This window comes from Enterobacter cloacae complex sp. SHL021 (assembly GCF_049237765.1).
Taxonomy (GTDB): domain Bacteria; phylum Pseudomonadota; class Gammaproteobacteria; order Enterobacterales; family Enterobacteriaceae; genus Enterobacter; species Enterobacter cloacae.
In genome coordinates, this window is sequence record NZ_JBMKJG010000012.1 from 108,436 (window position 1) to 124,831 (window position 16,396).

Here is a 16,396-nt window from a genome sequence, read left to right on the forward strand (position 1 = left end):
TGGAGTCAGGAATGAAAGTAACACTGCCAGAGTTTGAACGTGCTGGAGTTATGGTTGTCGGCGATGTAATGCTTGATCGCTACTGGTATGGGCCGACCAGCCGTATCTCCCCGGAAGCACCGGTACCGGTCGTTAAGGTCGATACCATTGAAGAGCGTCCTGGCGGCGCGGCAAACGTGGCGATGAACATTGCTTCTCTGGGCGCGCATTCGCGTCTGGTGGGCCTCACCGGTATCGACGATGCGGCGCGCGCGCTGAGCAAGTCGCTGGCGGACGTGAACGTGAAGTGCGATTTCGTTTCTGTTCCGACGCACCCGACCATTACCAAGCTGCGCGTGTTGTCGCGTAACCAGCAGCTGATCCGCCTCGACTTTGAAGAAGGGTTTGAGGGTGTGGATCCTGAGCCGCTGCACGAGCGCATTAATCAGGCGCTGGGCAATATCGGCGCGCTGGTACTGTCTGATTACGCCAAAGGGGCACTGGCAAGCGTACAACAGATGATCCAGCTGGCGCGTAAAGCCAATGTGCCGGTACTGATCGATCCGAAAGGCACCGACTTTGAGCGCTATCGTGGCGCAACGCTGCTGACGCCTAATCTCTCTGAGTTTGAAGCGGTGGCGGGCAAGTGCAAGTCGGAAGCGGAGATCGTCGAGCGCGGCATGAAGATCATCGCTGACTTCGAGCTGTCTGCACTGCTGGTGACCCGCTCCGAGCAGGGAATGACGCTGCTGCAGCCGGGCAAGGCGCCGCTGCATATGCCAACCCAGGCGCAGGAAGTCTATGACGTGACCGGTGCCGGTGATACGGTGATTGGCGTACTGGCGGCAACGCTGGCGGCGGGTAACTCCCTCGAAGAAGCGTGCTACTTTGCGAACGCCGCGGCGGGCGTGGTTGTCGGTAAACTTGGGACCTCTACCGTTTCGCCAATTGAACTGGAAAACGCCGTGCGCGGCCGCGCCGATACCGGTTTTGGCGTCATGACGGAAGAAGAGCTGAAAGTGGCCGTTGCCGCCGCGCGTAAACGCGGTGAGAAAGTGGTGATGACCAACGGCGTATTCGACATTCTGCACGCGGGCCATGTCTCTTATCTGGCGAATGCACGCAAGCTGGGCGATCGTCTGATTGTGGCGGTGAACAGCGATGCCTCGACCAAACGTCTGAAGGGCGAAACGCGTCCAGTGAATCCGCTGGAGCAGCGTATGATTGTGCTCGGCGCGCTGGAAGCGGTGGACTGGGTTGTGCCGTTTGAAGAAGACACGCCTCAGCGCCTGATTGCCGGCATTCTGCCTGACCTGCTGGTGAAAGGCGGCGATTACAAACCGGAGCAAATCGCGGGCAGCGAAGAGGTCTGGGCCAACGGCGGTGAAGTGATGGTGCTCAACTTTGAGGACGGGTGTTCAACCACCAACATCATCAAAAAGATCCAGAAAGACAGTCAGTAAAAAACGGGCCAGTTGGCCCGTTATTTCACCCTCTCCCCGTGGGAGAGGGCTGGGGTGAGGGCATCAGGCCGCACTTAGGCCTGGTCATCCACCGGCGGTATCGCTGGTGCCGGCTTCACTTCTTCCGGGGTATTGCGGTTTTCCAGCTCGGTAAGACGCTGTTCCAGCAGCGCCAGCTTTTCACGGGTGCGCAGCAGAACCTGTGTCTGCACGTCAAACTCTTCGCGGCTCACTAAATCAAGGCGAACCAACTGCGCCTGCAGCGTCTGGCGGATTTTCTTCTCAACGTCATCACCAAATTCACGAATGCCTTTTGGCATGGACTCATGAACCTGACGCGCAATTTGCTCAATTTTCTTCGGGTCAATCATAGTGGCTTCCCTTGATAAGACGGTGTTGATGAACATTGTAGCGCGTCATGCTCCAGGATAAAGCAGATTTGTTTGAAGCTTATGCATTGCCCAGGTTAATCAATAGCGTTATAGTTATCTCGCTTATTCTCAGGGCGGGGCGAAATTCCCCACCGGCGGTAAATCAGCGTCATGCTGAAAGCCCGCGAGCGCTTTGGGTGAACTCTCAAAGGTCAGCAGATCCGGTGTAATTCCGGGGCCGACGGTTAAAGTCCGGATGGGAGAGAGTAACGATCCAGTCGGGCATGGGCCCGCTCACGTTATCTTTTTGCCGCTTATACGGCGCTCCTAAGACTGCCCTGATTCTGGTAACCATAATGTTAATGAGGTTTTTTTACCATGAATCAGACGCTACTTTCCTCTTTTGGCACTTCAACTCAACGTGTTGAACATGCACTGGATGCCCTGCGCGAAGGCCGCGGCGTGATGGTGCTTGACGATGAAAACCGTGAAAACGAAGGCGACATGATTTTCGCCGCCGAAAACATGACCGTTGAGCAGATGGCGCTGACCATCCGTCACGGCAGCGGCATCGTATGCCTGTGTATTACCGAAGACCGCCGTAAGCAGCTCGAGCTGCCTATGATGGTCGAAAACAACACCAGCGCCTTTGGTACCGGCTTTACCGTGACCATCGAAGCCGCGCATGGCGTGACTACCGGTGTCTCCGCGGCTGACCGTCTGACTACTGTCCGTGCAGCAATTGCCGATGACGCCAAGCCATCCGACCTGCACCGTCCTGGCCACGTCTTCCCGCTGCGTGCGCAGGCGGGCGGTGTGCTGACCCGTGGTGGCCACACTGAAGCGACCATCGATCTGGTGACGCTGGCAGGCTTCAAACCTGCAGGCGTACTGTGTGAACTGACCAACGATGACGGCACCATGGCGCGCGCACCAGAGTGCATCACCTTTGCACGCCTGCACAACATGCCGGTCGTGACAATTGAAGATCTGATCGAATACCGTCAGGCGCACGAGCGCAAAGCCAGCTGAACGGTGCATGAATGAAAAAGCCGGGGAAACCCGGCTTTTTTGTCTCTAGTGGTAGTTAATTTTAAACAGCACGACCGTTTCAAACGGACCAGAATCGATACCCTTTCCCTCTGCACGTGAAAGCTCAGCCGTGTACGTGGTCTCGAAATGCAGCACCGAACCGGTAAAATCAGCGTACTCGTCATACTGATTGAAGGTGTAGGGCTGTGTGCCGTTAAGAATGCGCAGCTTCAGGCCATTACCAATCAGCAACGCCGTATCATTGGCCGTCAACTCGCTATCGGTATAGAACGACGAGTCGATCTTAAATCCGTCTGAACACTGCGCATCCTGTACTTTACTGGTTTTAACCGAGAACGTTCGCGTACGCGTGCCCTGATTGACGATGTCACGTGCGCTGAAGGTGCCAAAGTCGATCTCCTGATTTTCAGGGTAAATACTGAACGTCGCTCCGCAGTCCAGTACCCTGATGTTTTCCAGCCCGTTAATGTGGTATTTGAGGTTTTTGGCATCAGGAAGCGCATTTACGCCGCCTTTGCCGTCAAACTGCACGACGATGTAATCACCAAGCGTGCTGACGTAGCCCTGAGGCGGTATCGCTTTGAGCTTAACATACAGCCTGAAGCGTGCCGCAAAGGTTCGTGAGGTATGTACATCCCACGCATTCCCCGAACAGATGTATTTCTCCCAGCCCATTGCTTTTAACTGTTCGGCCGTGTATTTGCTCAGGCTGTTGTTGTCCAGACACTGACGGGTATCCACGCCGTAGGTTTGCCCGATGGCATCGTAATCTGCACCCTCGTAGGTTACACCGAGCTCGTAGTAAGGATCCGACACCGACGGATAAGGGTTCACCCAGGCGAAGACGTCTTCGTTCTCATGATTTGACGCGGTATTTCTGTCGCAATACACGGGGATTTTGATATCGCTGGATTCCCAAATCTTTTGCCCAACCCTGGCTGTGCTGGGGATTGAGAATTCTGACACCGTTTTGGTTTGCTCCACCGGGCCATTTTGTGTGCCAAGGTAGCAGTTCAGCGCCAGCGCCTGCTTAAGGGGGCACATCACCAGCATTAAAAGGAAAAGCTTAGCGAGATGTCGCATTTTGCCCTACCTTGCGCGGCGTTAGCGTGCATGGTGTTGACCCGGTACAGGTTAAATTGACCTTGCGTAGCGCACCATAATCATCAATATAACCTATGCTGTAGCCCGTTCCTTCTGTTTCACTTAGCGTCAGCGTACTGGTCGCAAACGGGCTAATCATCAGACTGTCGAAGCCTGGCATCATGGTTTTTCCGTTATTGCTCAGCCATGCCAGCGTAATGAAATAGGGCGTTGGGTTTTTCAGGCGCATGGTTTTGCCCGACAGCGTCACCGACAGCTGCATCTCCGTCTCTTCACCTGCTTTTTTACGAATGCTTTCCGGCCGCCAGAACAACTTTATGCGGCTCTGCATAGCCACCTGCATGACGCTGCGCTCCTCTTTCAGGCTCCCGCTTTTGGGCGGCACTTCACGCAGATTGAAATAAAACAGCGTTTCCCGATCCTCCGGCAGCTGTTGCGTCGCGGCCTGTTTCACGATCCGCACCTGTGACGAGGCGCCGGGTTCAATGCGCTGAATAGGCGGCAGGACCATAAAATGGGTGTCCTCTTTGCGCCCGTCCCGATCCTCCACCCAGGCGAGGGCAAGGTAGGGAAGCGATTTGCTCTGGTTTTCAATGGTCAGGCTGCTGGCTTTATCGCTTTCGGCAAAGACGATGCGCGTCCTGTCCAGGTTAATTGCCGCCTGCGAGACGCCGGAGCCACAAAACAGGAGTGCTGCTAAATAAACGTATGATTTCATAGTGATAAGTTACTGGCAGGGCAGCATCAGCTGCGTGGTGTTGTCGAGAGAGGCTGGCAGGGAGAAATGACACTGCTGATCGTCTCCCCAGGTGACGATAAAGTGCTGTTCAGCTTTTACCGCCCCCAGCCAGATATGTCCGTCCTGGGCGATAATGCCCACCTCTTTGCCTGAATCCTGCTCGCGCACCTGGGCGCCGAGAGGCGGCGTGCCGCTGGCGGTACGCACGATCCCGGCAACATCCTGACCCTGACGGGAGGCAATCAGCCGATAACCGATTGCACCCTCGGTCCAGGTGGAGCGAATGACGTGGTTATCGACATCGACACCCTCTGGCAGGTTATTCAGATTGACCTGTACGCTGGCGGGCATATAGCTCGAAAAGGCGGGCAGGACGCCAATACCAAACATGTTGGTGGCATCGCGGGACATATTCAGCGGTATATTGCCGATCCCTTCCGTGCTGACCATCACGCGCGGTTCGTTGCCGTAGCTCCGGCGATGAAGCGACGCCCCGTGGGCGGTTGCGGTAAACGAGCCGTTCCAGCTCGCGCTGACGGAACGGTAGTCATGGGCCTTGTAGCTTCCGGACAGGTTCAGATCTCCCGTCCCGGCATAGTGCTGATAATTCGCGCTGACTTGCGCCCCGGCATCAGTTTTTTTGCTCTCGGTACCAGCGGATATCCCCCAGGTATTGTTACTGTCTGAAGAGTCATACCAGGAGAGCGTTTGACGCGTCGTGTCGCTGTTTCTCAGATCGTAATTGAGGCGATGATCCGGATCGAGGGGAATGCTTAAAGAGAAGTAAACCTGCGTGTCATCGCCTTGATCCTGATAATGTGTTTTGCTCCATGAGGCCGTCACGCCAAGATTTTTCCAGCGACCAAGGTCGAAGTTGTATCCTGCCGTGAGTGTGCCGGTGGTGGAGGGGGCTCTGTCCCACCAGGTCTGGCGCAGCATACCAAGGTAAAGGTTTAGCGACAGGGCGGGGATGTACTGGCTGGCAGTGATGCTTAGCGTCTGTTTTTCCGTTTCCGCGTTATCCCGGTCTTTTTCAAGAAAGCGGGCATAGCTGAGAAAGCGGCTGTCGGAGTAGCGGTAGCTGGCAAGCGTGAGCTGACTCCCGGTGGTGTCGAAACGCTTGCTGTAGTTGATGCGGTAACTGTATCCCGTCTGCTTTGCTTCCCCCTCGTGCTGGCTGCTGGCCTGGGTGACATCAAATGACAGCGCGCCCAGCATATCCATGTTCTGCCCGATACCTGCCGCCAGCGCGCGGTAATCATTACCGCTGTTCAGGATCCCACCGTACAGGGAGGTCCGGGACAGGACGCCCCAGGAGAATTCGCTGCTTAAAAAGGCCTCGTTTTCGACCTGATGCGAGCTGTCCTGACGGGGTTTACCGCCCGCCAGCTTATAGCGAACCTGGCCTTGTCGCGTCAGGAAAGGCACAGAGGCAGCAGAAACCTGAAAGGTGCTGGTATGACCGTCTTCTTCGGCGACGGTGACGTCCAACGTTCCCTGTACGGACTGGTTGATATCCTGTATGACGAAAGGGCCCGGTGGGACTTTGGTTTGATAGATAATCCTGTCTGCCTGGCTGACGGTCACGGTGGCATTCGTCTGAGCAATACCAGAAATTTGTGGCGCGTAGCCGCGCAGAGACCAGGGGAGCATGCGCTCGTCGCTGATAAGTGAGGCTCCGGTGTAGGAAAATCCGTCGAAAATATCCGACTGAAAATCTGACTCACCCAGCGTGAACTTTGAGCCAAGTGCAGGCAGAGGGCGAAAAAGGTAGGCGCGAGAAAGGCGGCCGTCGCTCTGCGACCTCCCTTCCGTACGGTTAAGGGCGTACTGATAATCTCCCCGCAGTCGCCAGGCGCCCAGGTTGGCGCCAGCGGTCCCGTAGGTATTGACGTTATCGCTGCTTGACCCCTCATCTGGCTGATAGCGGCTGGCAAACAGATTGTAATCCAGCAGCACGCCTGAGACACCGTTGTCCCAGGTCGCGGGCGGCGTCCAGTTGGTGGAACGGTACTGTAGCCAGGCCTGAGGTAGGGTGACTTCCAGCGTTTGCGTCGCCTGAATAAACTCGAAACGAACCTGCGGCAGCGGGGAAAAGTCGACACAGCCCGCGTTAACCGTCAGCATGCTGCGGTATTTATCGTCCAGACCAAAAGTGTCCGCCAGATCGGACGGAATGCAGACTTCCGTTGTATCGTCTTTTATATACCAGGCTAACTGCCAGCCGCTAGCGAGTGACGTATTATTAATTGCAACGTTAACGAAATAATGACCCGGCGCAACGTGGTTCTTATCTTTGAACTGGGATAAATCAACATTGCCGCGCTGATCTTTATCAATAGCGTTAATATTAAATTCAACGGCGGCCAGTGGAAGAGGCGTAAGAAAGCCAGCAATGATGATCGAAAATGCACTGTATTTCATCATTCAGCTCTCAAATAAAATTACGGCAATGGCTGGCAAATATATTGCCAGCCGAAATATAATTAACGGTATGGGCTTATTTATACAACAGGACGTAATTCGCGGTAGATTCGACCTGGCCTGCCGTTGCTGTTTTACCATCGACCACTTCCATCTGCGCTTTGAAGTGCAGCGTCTGGGTCGCTGAACCCGCAGAAAGATCGACAGTTTGAGCCGTACCAAGTGTGATAGGGGACTCTGCATTATCCAGCAGACGAACGCCCACGTTCTGCGCGCCGCCCGCATAGGTATTGCTCATCAGGCTGGTATCGGTTGCGTCGGTAGCGGTGCTGCTGAAGGTTACGTCCACTTTGGTGACGGGTGTTGCGGTTTCATCTGCAGCGTCAAGCTGGCAGTTTTCCAGGTTGATATCAACCGGTACCGCCGTGGATTTTTTATTCACATTCATCACCGCCGTGGTGAACTGGCCAAGTTCAATCTCTTTATCAATACTGTCTGGTGCAATATTGCATGGTGCGTCAATAATAATGCCCTTAAAGGTGATTTTACCGGAGCCCTGATCGCTTGCCAGTGCATTGCCAGAGATAAAAGAGCCTAAAGCAACCGCCAAAAGTGTTTTTGAAATATTTCGCATGAAATATCCTTGTTATGAATAATATTTAAGAGATATTGATGTTTGAGGCGGTTGTATTCTAAAACTAATTGTAACAATACGTGATTAAAAAATAATTAAAGACTCTTTAAGTATGCGTTTATTAATTATTGAAGTGAATGGCTTACGTAGAAAAAAGAGGGCGAGGGGCTAAATAAGCAGACCAAAAGAAAATGCTGGTCTGCTTTTTGATCAATTATTGATAATTTATTTTGACAATAATGTCTTTACTGAATGGTCCAGGAATAACGGCTTCACCAGGTTTACGGGTTAGCTCCGCCGTATAGTCATGCGTCAGCGTCGTCTCCGTATCATCAGGGTGATAGGTTGCAAAAGGAAGATACTGGTTGTACGTCACGTCGCCATTGGTTTTATCAATGAGACGCATGAGTAAACCATTTCCCATGTCCAGATGCGTATTATCGTAGAGCGTATCGGTGGTGTAAAAGCTGGTCGTCACGTCAAATTGTTCTGAACAGCCAGCAGTGGCATCCCGGATTGTCGAAATGCTAAACGGTGAGGTGACGGCGTTGGCGTTGACTGCGCTCTCCGTAAACTGGCCAAAATTCACAATCTGATTTTCAGGGTAGATCCGGATATCCACACCGCAGTCCAGGAAGTGAATATTTGACAGCCCGGTAATGTCGTAATGCAAGTTTTTTGCTTTTGGAAGCGTGTTGATTCCGCCTGAACCGTCAAACGTCAGTACGGTGACGGAGGGAAAGGTATAGTCAAACTGCTCTTTTGGTATCGCTTTTAGCTTCACGTAGAGACGAAAGCGCACGCTAAACGTGATGTTTTTCTGAATTGTGACGCCATTGCAGGCTGCTTCCTTGTAGTCACCCCACTTATCATCCTGCTTATCAAGGCAGGCTCCCGTATCAATTTTGATATCGGGGATGTCATAGTCAATACCGTTATAGGTTACGCCAAACGCCAGATAGGGATTGTTGGTCATCAGGCTATCGGTGTTATGAAAACTGTCCAGGATATAGGCATAAACGTGTTCACTCCAGGGATCCTGCGAGACAGGTTTTGTACTGTCGCGGGTGGCGTGATCGCAATATACCGTCACCAGCAAATCGCCGCTTTCCCAAATTTTTTGTCCGGCTGGGGCGTTGGCTGGGACCGTGAACGTCGGGAGCGTTGTTGTGACCAGACTTTGACCGCCCAATGAATCTTTGTAACAGTCCATCGCCCATGCGGAGGATGAGAACAAACATAAAAGGGCAATCACCGCGAGATGTATTTTTTTCATCATTATCCCTTATTCACCGGTTTGCTCTGGCAGGCAGGTTGCACCGCGTTACAACTCACCTTAAACATTTCCAGACCGCCATAATCGCTGATATACCCGACTTGAAATTCAGCGGGCAGCTTAGCCAGTGACTGGCTGGCCTGACCAAACGGCTCAATCATTACGCTCTCTGCGCCCGGCAATAAGGTTTTACCGTTCAGTCCGATATAGCCCACGGTGATGTAATAGGGGCTGCTGTTTTTAAACTGCAGCGTACCCGAGGCGCGGGATATAACCACTTTATCCAGCGGAACAAACTGGCCCTCCTTCAGCTCAATGGCTTTTGGCCGCCAGAACAGTTTAAGCCGGCTTTGCATGGCGATTTGCATCACGTTCTTCTGCTCGGCTTTGGGTGGGATCTCCCGCATGTTGTAATAAAACAGCGACTCTCGATCGGCTGGAAGTCGGCTGAGGTTTTGCTGCGCCATCAGGCGAACCTGCGCCTGTTCGTCAGGCTCGATACGCAACAATGGCGGAACAGGAGAGATAAACTCGCGCGTTTTTTTACCCTCTTTATCCTCAATCCACGACTGAGCCAGATAAGGATCGGTTTTACTCTGGTTTATCAGTCTGACCGACACGCTTTTTGCTGAGGCGTTGAAAATGATGCGTGTTCTGTCGGGCGATACGGTGGCCCAGGCAAAGCTGCACGTGCCAAGGAAACAGATAAGTCCTTTTGAAATCATCGTGATGTTCATTTTATTCATCCTGAATTAATGCACTGTTTTACAAGGTAAAAATATAGCGTCACCGTTAAGATTACTTTGGTTCGGCGGCGTGATTTCACACGCTTTGTCAGACCAGGTGAGACGTAACGTACTGTTTTCCTGAATCCCGCTGAGATAAACAAACCCTTCTTCGGCAACCAGACCGACCTCTTTACCCGTAGCGCTGTCGACGATACTGACGCCCAAAGGAGGGAACTGACCGTTTTCCTGTCGAATAATGCCGACAATCTGGTAGCCCGTGGTGGCGTTCAGCTTGCTGTAACCAATGGCACCTTCCGTCAGCGTGGTGCGAATAACGGAGGTTGCTATATCCACGCCATCAGGCAGCGTGTTGCTGTTAACGCGCACCGTGGAGGTGGTGTAGTTGCTGAGTGAGGGGACGACAGCAATACCGAATGCGTTAGTGCGCGTGCGCGAACTGTTGACCTCAATTCCGTCAACACCATCGGCATCGATCATCATGCGAGCGTTATTGGCCGGGCTGTAATCATGCAGGGCTACGCCATGTCGCGTGGCGGTGATTGAGCCGTTCCAGCCCGCGTTGATCGAACGGTATTGATTGGGCTGAACGCTTCCTGAAAGATTGAGGCGTCCGTAAGGAGAATAGTGCTGGTATCCGCCGCGCAATGACGGTTCGCCTTCGCGCAAATCGTCTTCCGTCGTAGAGGCCGAGAGATTCCACGTATTGTTGCGATCGGAGGCGTCATAGTAAGAAGCCATATGAGACGCGCTGTCGCCGCCTGAACGCTGGTAGCTGTACATAATGCTACGATTTTGCTCCAGCGGGAGGGTGAAGGCGAAATAGACCTGGTTTTCGTCGCTGTCATCCCAGCGCACGCGGCTTAGCGCCAGCGATGCGGATAAACCTCTTAAGTTGCCGATATCAAAATTGCGGCTCAGCGAAAAGGAGTAGTTTGTGTTGCTGCTGTTGTCCCAGTAGGTGTTACGGGTGACGTTGAGATAAGTATTTAATGCCAGCGAATCAAGGTACTGGTTGAAGGAGATAACGTAACTCTCTTTTTCGTTTGTCGTTGAGGTATCTCCGTCCCGGGAGGCGAGATATTCACTCATTGAGACATATTCTTTATCCGAGAATCGATAACCTGCGAAGGTGATCTGGCTGCCGGTCGCCTCAAAACGTTTTGCGTAGTTGGCGCGATAGCTGTACCCACGCTGTGTCTCATTTTTTCCCTGGTGGAGCGTGGCCTCGGCGCCCGTCACATCAAAAGAGATCGAGCCGAACGAATCCAGGTTGAAGCCGATACCGGTGGTCATGGCCTGATAATCATCAGCCGTCAGCAGGGTGCCGCCATACAGTGACACATTACTCAGCCAGCCCCACGAGAGTTCACCTGTCCAGAAAAGCGGGTTATTGATGTCGTTATGGCCCGTAGCGGTGGGCTTACCGATGGATGTTTTATAGCGCACCTGGCCTTTTCGGGTCAGGAAGGGAATTGAGGATGAACCCACCTGGAAGGTGGTTTTGCGCCCATCTTCCTCTTCGACCACTACGTCCAGCTGTCCCTGGTAGGTTTCACCCAGGTCTGAAATGGTGAACGGCCCCGGCGCGACGGTTGTTTGATAAAGAACGCGGCCAGACTGGGAGACGGTCACTTTGGCATTGGTCTGCGCGATGCCGTTAATTTGTGGTGCATAACCCTGTAAATCAGGCGGCAGCATACTTTCATCACTTTCCAGTGAGGCACCGGTAAAGTGGAAGGTATCAAAAATATCTGAGCTTAAATCATATTGCCCCAGCGTCATTTTTGATGACAGCGAAGGGATAGGGCGGTAGAGATAGGTCCGTGCCAGACTGCTGTCGCTGCCTGTAGACTCACCGTGACGAAAGTTTTGGTTATATTGATAATCTGAACGCAGACGCCACGCGCCGAGGTTAAACCCGAGCGTGCCGTAGGCGCTGATATTCTGGCTGTCGTCGCCCCCGTGGGGATCGTACTGGCTGCCATAGAGATTATAATCAAGTAAAACACCCGCAATGCCTTCATCCCAATATTCCGGCGGCGTCCAGTTCTTCGCCTGATATTTCATCCATGCCTGGGGAACGGTGACGGAAAGCACCATCGTCCCTTTATTAAGGGAAAAGCCCAGCTCAGGAACAGCCGAAAGATCAAGGCAACGTCCGTCCTGAGATTTATGGAGTCGCGAAATAAAATCGGTGCTTAGTCCGAAAGCGGATAACTGCCCGGCATTCACGCAAATTTGCGAACCGCTTTCGTTTTCCGTTGCGATCCACTCCATTGTTGCGGATTGAGGCAACGTGTTTTTATTGACCTGAATGCGGACGAGATAGCTACCCGGCGCGATGTGGCCTTTTTTCTCAAACTGGGAAATATCAATATTACTTCGGTCTTCAACGTCAATCATATCTGTGTTGAATTCAACCGCGGAGACAGGCAACACGAATAAAGCTGAGTAAAGTGTGACACTCAGCGAATACTTTATAAAAGCAGAGAGGCGGGAGAGTTGATGCGCTGAGTGTTTTAGCATAAATCCGTTTCGCTTTTAAAAAGAAGGCATAAAAGCCGATGAGTCCTTCATCGGCTACGTTTTCAGACGGCAATCAAATTACTTATATTCAAGGATATAGTTCGCCTGGGCCTGAACGTTACCCGGGGTAGCCTGGCTGCCAGATACCGGTTCCATTCGGGCTTTGAAGTTCAGTTCCTGATAGGCATTTGTGGTGGGGAATGACACTTCAATCGGCGTACCCAGCGTGACTTTATTGCTGCCGCTATCCAGCAAGCGAACGCCCACACCTGTTGCACCGCCGATGTTGCCGTCAAGCGTGTTTTTCATCAGGCTGGTGTCGGTTGAATCGGTACTTGCGGAGGCAAAGGTGACCTTCACTTTGTCGATCGTGGTGGTGGTTTGTCCGGTGGTAGAAGAGAGAATGCAATCCTGCAGGTGGATATTCACGTCAACCGGCAGCGAGTTTTTACCGCTGTTCAGCACGCTATCCGCGACTTCTCCTAATTCAATCGTCTGATTTTCATCTCCCGGGGTGATAGAGCAAGGCGCACTGATAACTTCACCGGTGAACGTGATCTTCCCCGAGCCCTGGTTATCTGCTGCCATAGCAGTAAATGACAGACCAGAAAGCAATGCAGTTGTCGCAACTGCCAGAATAGTCTTGTTAAACATGAAGATATAATCCTTTATCTAAGAGTGGATGGCGCAATAATTTTAATGAATTAATATTGCAACACTTTTATTTCATTAAAGCGGTCGAAATATACCAGTCGCAATATGGTTCATCTCGTGAGCATTTCTAAATGGGGGATTTAGAGACTATTAATAAATCATTTGAAATTATAAATGGGAAAAATGCTGTTGCTCAACAGCCAGAATGCTCGGTTTAAATAGTGATTGACATCAATCTTTTGAGTTTTTTTTAATACACGAAGCGGTAATTATTTTACGGGGAATAGTTATAAATAATATTTCTTAAGTGAATTCTATGGCGATTAGAAAGTATGGTGCCGGACTTTATATCATTAATACTGATAGTTGGTATTCACTGACATTAAAAGAAATTGCGCTCCCTCAAATAAGGAAGCGCAACCGTTCAGCCAATACCCGCCGTTTGTAACAACACCAGGCTTAATCCCATTACAGACATTCCGCACAACACCCCATAACTCGGATTGTTGTTAGGATCGATCTCTTTCGCCAGCGGCATCAGTTCATCAACCGACAGCGCCACCATAATCCCCGCAACTGCGGCCATAATGGCGGCCATCACCACCGGTGAAACCAGGCTTCCCAGTATCAGCCACGCCAGTACGCCCCCGAGAATTTCCGCCATGCCCGATATCCCGGCCCAGAACACGGCGGTGCGTTTTGACCCCGTGGCGGCATAAACCGGCCCGGCAACGGCTAGCCCTTCAGGAATATTGTGTAAGGCCACCGCCAGGGCGATACCCAGACCCATCTCCAGATTGCTGCTGGCGGTGACATAGGTCGCGACACCCTCCGGGAAGTTGTGCAGGCTGATGCCGAGCGTCAGGAGGATGGCAGTACGTTTAATCTTTTGCGGCACCGGCGCGACGCTTTTTTGCATCAAATCCTGCGGATGTGCATGGGGCAGCATGCGGTCGAGGGCAAAATAGCCCAGCAGACCAAAAACAAACATGCCATAACCCAGTACCGGAGACATGCCTTCTGTGCCCAGTGCGGCAGGCAGCATCTCCATCAGGGAGATGAGCAGCATAATGCCGGCAGCAAATCCCAGTGAAAAGGCCAGCACGCGGTTAGACGGCTTTTGACCAAGCACACCGAGGATCGCACCGATAAAGGTGGCGGCACCCGCCAGGATGGTCAGGATCAAGGGGACGGACATGCAATGCTCCTTGTGATAATGATTCTCATTAATACTAATAATTCACGTTGGCCAAAGCGAGAGGGCAACCTCTGTTTTACATATTCCTTACATTCAAATTTCCTGATGATGATCTTCACGCTTATCTGCGTTCATCTTTGTCGTGTTAAGCGTAATGTAGCACCATCAAATTGACACCTTCTGTAAGGATATCACCATGACTTCTTCACGTATGCCAGCACTGTTTTTAGGCCACGGTAGCCCAATGAACGTTCTGGAAGACAACGTCTACACCCGCACATGGCGTCACCTGGGCGAGACGTTGCCGCGTCCGAAGGCGATTGTGGTGGTGTCTGCACATTGGTTCACCCGTGGCACTGGCGTAACTGCCATGGAGGCGCCAAAAACAATCCATGATTTTGGCGGTTTCCCGCAGGCGTTGTACGACACGCATTATCCGGCCCCCGGCTCGCCCGAGCTGGCACAGAAGCTGGTGGATTTGCTGGCACCTGTCCCGGTCGCGCTGGATAAAGAGGCATGGGGCTTTGACCACGGCTCATGGGGCGTGCTGATAAAAATGTACCCGGACGCCGACATCCCGATGGTGCAGTTGAGTATCGACAGCACTAAACCGGCAGCCTGGCACATGGAGATGGGCCGCAAGCTGGCTACGCTTCGTGATGAAGGCATTATGCTGGTGGCAAGCGGTAACGTGGTACACAACCTGCGCACGGCGCGCTGGCACGGTGAAAATACGCCTTACCCATGGGCAACGTCCTTTAACGATTACGTTAAAGACAATCTGACCTGGCAAGGCCCGGTTGAGCAGCATCCGCTGGTGAACTATCTGGATCACGAAGGCGGTTCGCTCTCTAACCCAACGCCGGAACACTTCCTGCCGCTGCTGTACGTTCTTGGCGCGTGGGATGGCCAGGAACCGGTGACGATCCCGGTCGACGGTATTGAGATGGGGAGTTTGAGTATGCTGTCGGTGCAGGTGGGGTAATAAAAGCAAAGCGGCAACCTGCGGTTGCCGTTTTTAGTGTTTACACCCTCTCCCGTGGGAGAGGGCATCAGGCCGCACTCTACTCAACAAAAATATGCGGATAGAACCGTGACAGATCCTGCGTGATCAGCGCGCGATCTTCGCGGATGCCAATCCCGGCAGGCTGATCGTTGATGAGCCAGCTGCCAATCAGCGTATAGCTGTCGCCAAATTTCGGCAGCTGATAAAACGCCTGGACGATCATTCCTTCTTCGCCGTAAGGCCCTTCAACCGCTTCCAGCGTTTTACCGTTTTCGATAATGGAGACGTTTGCCCCCTCGCGGGAGAAGATTGGCTTCACGACATATTTTTCCATTTGCGGATAATCATCTTCCGCAAAGTATGCCGGCAGCAGGTTCGGGTGGTTCGGGAACATTTCCCACAGCATCGGCAGCAGGGCTTTGTTGGAGATGATGCTCTTCCACGCCGGTTCCAGCCAGCGCACGCCAGCGTCTTCCAGCTTGGTGGAGAACATCTCACGCAGCATATATTCCCACGGGTAGAGTTTGAACAGGTTGCTGATCACCTGATCCTGCAGGTCAGTAAACTGACCTTTCTCGCCCAGACCGATATCCTCTATATAGAGAAACTCGGTGGCGACTTCCGCTTCGGCAGCACAATCCTGCAGATACTGAACCGTTCCACGATCTTCTTCCGTGTCACGGCAGCAGGCGAGATGCAGCAGGTTGAAACCGTGCTGTTCACGCAGCTCGGCGAAACGCTCAATCAACTTTTCCTGCAGGCTATTGAACTGGTCGCTCTCTTCCGGCAGGTTTCCGGCGTTCATCTGGTCTTCCAGCCAGATCCACTGGAAGAAGGCCGCTTCATACAGAGAGGTTGGTGTATCGGCGTTATTTTCAAGAAGCTTAGGTTCACCCACGCCATCCCACGCCAGATCAAGGCGAGAATAGAGCGAGGGCTGGCTGGTTTTCCACGACTGGCGCACAAAGCCCCAGGTGTGCTTCGGAATGCGGAATTTAGCCATCAGCTCGTCGCTGTCGATCACTTTCTCGACAACCTTCAGGCACATCTGATGGAGCTCTGCCGTCACCGCCTCCAGTTTTTCCACCTGGGCGAGCGTCAGTTTGTAGTAAGCGTCTTCACACCAGTACGGCTCGCCATACATGGTGTGGAAGTTAAAACCGTATTCGGTCGCTTTTTCGCGCCAGTCCGGGCGCTCGGTGATACTGACTCGTTCCATG

14 protein-coding genes and 1 riboswitch are annotated in these 16,396 nt (G+C 52.7%); of the genes, 3 read left to right on the plus strand and 11 right to left on the minus strand.

The window, feature by feature from the left end:
* Positions 1-11 precede the first annotated feature (11 nt).
* A complete protein-coding gene (gene hldE / locus ACOTZF_RS13970) occupies positions 12-1,442 on the plus strand; it encodes a bifunctional D-glycero-beta-D-manno-heptose-7-phosphate kinase/D-glycero-beta-D-manno-heptose 1-phosphate adenylyltransferase HldE (protein WP_013098758.1) in 1,431 nt (476 codons plus the stop codon).
* Between the two features lie 74 nt (positions 1,443-1,516).
* Here the strand turns inward: hldE and ubiK are convergent, their stop codons facing one another.
* Positions 1,517-1,813 (minus strand): ubiquinone biosynthesis accessory factor UbiK, encoded by a 297-nt coding sequence (gene ubiK, locus ACOTZF_RS13975; RefSeq protein WP_013098757.1) that lies wholly within the window; start codon positions 1,811-1,813, stop codon positions 1,517-1,519.
* 121 nt (positions 1,814-1,934) lie between these two features.
* Positions 1,935-2,085: riboswitch (FMN riboswitch) on the plus strand.
* 106 nt (positions 2,086-2,191) lie between these two features.
* Here ubiK and ribB point away from each other — a divergent pair.
* A complete protein-coding gene (ribB, locus tag ACOTZF_RS13980) occupies positions 2,192-2,845 on the plus strand; it encodes a 3,4-dihydroxy-2-butanone-4-phosphate synthase (protein ID WP_008502964.1) in 654 nt (217 codons plus the stop codon).
* Positions 2,846-2,890: 45 nt separating this feature from the next.
* Here the strand turns inward: ribB and ACOTZF_RS13985 are convergent, their stop codons facing one another.
* From ACOTZF_RS13985 to zupT, 9 genes are all read right to left on the minus strand, one after another.
* Positions 2,891-3,949: a fimbrial protein gene (locus ACOTZF_RS13985; RefSeq protein WP_023620517.1), complete on the minus strand. Its 1,059-nt coding sequence runs from the start codon at positions 3,947-3,949 to the stop codon at positions 2,891-2,893.
* Positions 3,933-4,688, minus strand: coding sequence for a fimbrial biogenesis chaperone (locus tag ACOTZF_RS13990; protein ID WP_013098755.1), 756 nt, complete (start codon positions 4,686-4,688; stop codon positions 3,933-3,935). The genes ACOTZF_RS13985 and ACOTZF_RS13990 overlap by 17 nt, the downstream gene beginning before the upstream one ends.
* Before the next feature lie 9 nt (positions 4,689-4,697).
* The gene (locus ACOTZF_RS13995; protein WP_164989328.1) at positions 4,698-7,133 is read right to left on the minus strand and encodes a fimbria/pilus outer membrane usher protein; all 2,436 of its coding nucleotides are present in this window, start codon (positions 7,131-7,133) and stop codon (positions 4,698-4,700) included.
* Positions 7,134-7,209: 76 nt separating this feature from the next.
* Entirely contained in the window at positions 7,210-7,767 is a 558-nt protein-coding gene (locus ACOTZF_RS14000) for a fimbrial protein (RefSeq protein ID WP_129251555.1), read from the minus strand.
* A gap of 214 nt (positions 7,768-7,981) precedes the next feature.
* Complete coding sequence (locus ACOTZF_RS14005) at positions 7,982-9,043, minus strand: fimbrial protein (protein WP_095908263.1); 1,062 nt, start codon at positions 9,041-9,043, stop codon at positions 7,982-7,984.
* A gap of 2 nt (positions 9,044-9,045) precedes the next feature.
* Positions 9,046-9,780, minus strand: a complete 735-nt coding sequence (locus ACOTZF_RS14010) for a fimbrial biogenesis chaperone (RefSeq protein ID WP_058660688.1) — start codon at positions 9,778-9,780, stop codon at positions 9,046-9,048.
* 15 nt (positions 9,781-9,795) lie between these two features.
* The gene (locus ACOTZF_RS14015) at positions 9,796-12,318 is read right to left on the minus strand and encodes a fimbria/pilus outer membrane usher protein (protein WP_130626679.1); all 2,523 of its coding nucleotides are present in this window, start codon (positions 12,316-12,318) and stop codon (positions 9,796-9,798) included.
* Positions 12,319-12,396: 78 nt separating this feature from the next.
* Complete coding sequence (locus tag ACOTZF_RS14020) at positions 12,397-12,972, minus strand: fimbrial-like protein (RefSeq protein ID WP_045293703.1); 576 nt, start codon at positions 12,970-12,972, stop codon at positions 12,397-12,399.
* 424 nt (positions 12,973-13,396) lie between these two features.
* Positions 13,397-14,170 carry a zinc transporter ZupT gene (zupT, locus tag ACOTZF_RS14025; protein WP_013098748.1) on the minus strand — a complete coding sequence of 258 codons (774 nt, stop codon included), beginning with the start codon at positions 14,168-14,170 and terminating at the stop codon, positions 13,397-13,399.
* Between the two features lie 196 nt (positions 14,171-14,366).
* Between zupT and ygiD the strand changes: the two genes are divergently transcribed.
* The gene (gene ygiD, locus ACOTZF_RS14030) at positions 14,367-15,155 is read left to right on the plus strand and encodes a 4,5-DOPA dioxygenase extradiol (protein ID WP_023620513.1); all 789 of its coding nucleotides are present in this window, start codon (positions 14,367-14,369) and stop codon (positions 15,153-15,155) included.
* A gap of 79 nt (positions 15,156-15,234) precedes the next feature.
* On the opposite strand, the gene ACOTZF_RS14035 is transcribed toward ygiD, so the two are convergent.
* Positions 15,235-16,395, minus strand: coding sequence for a glutathionylspermidine synthase family protein (locus ACOTZF_RS14035; protein ID WP_029883040.1), 1,161 nt, complete (start codon positions 16,393-16,395; stop codon positions 15,235-15,237).
* Position 16,396 lies beyond the last annotated feature (1 nt).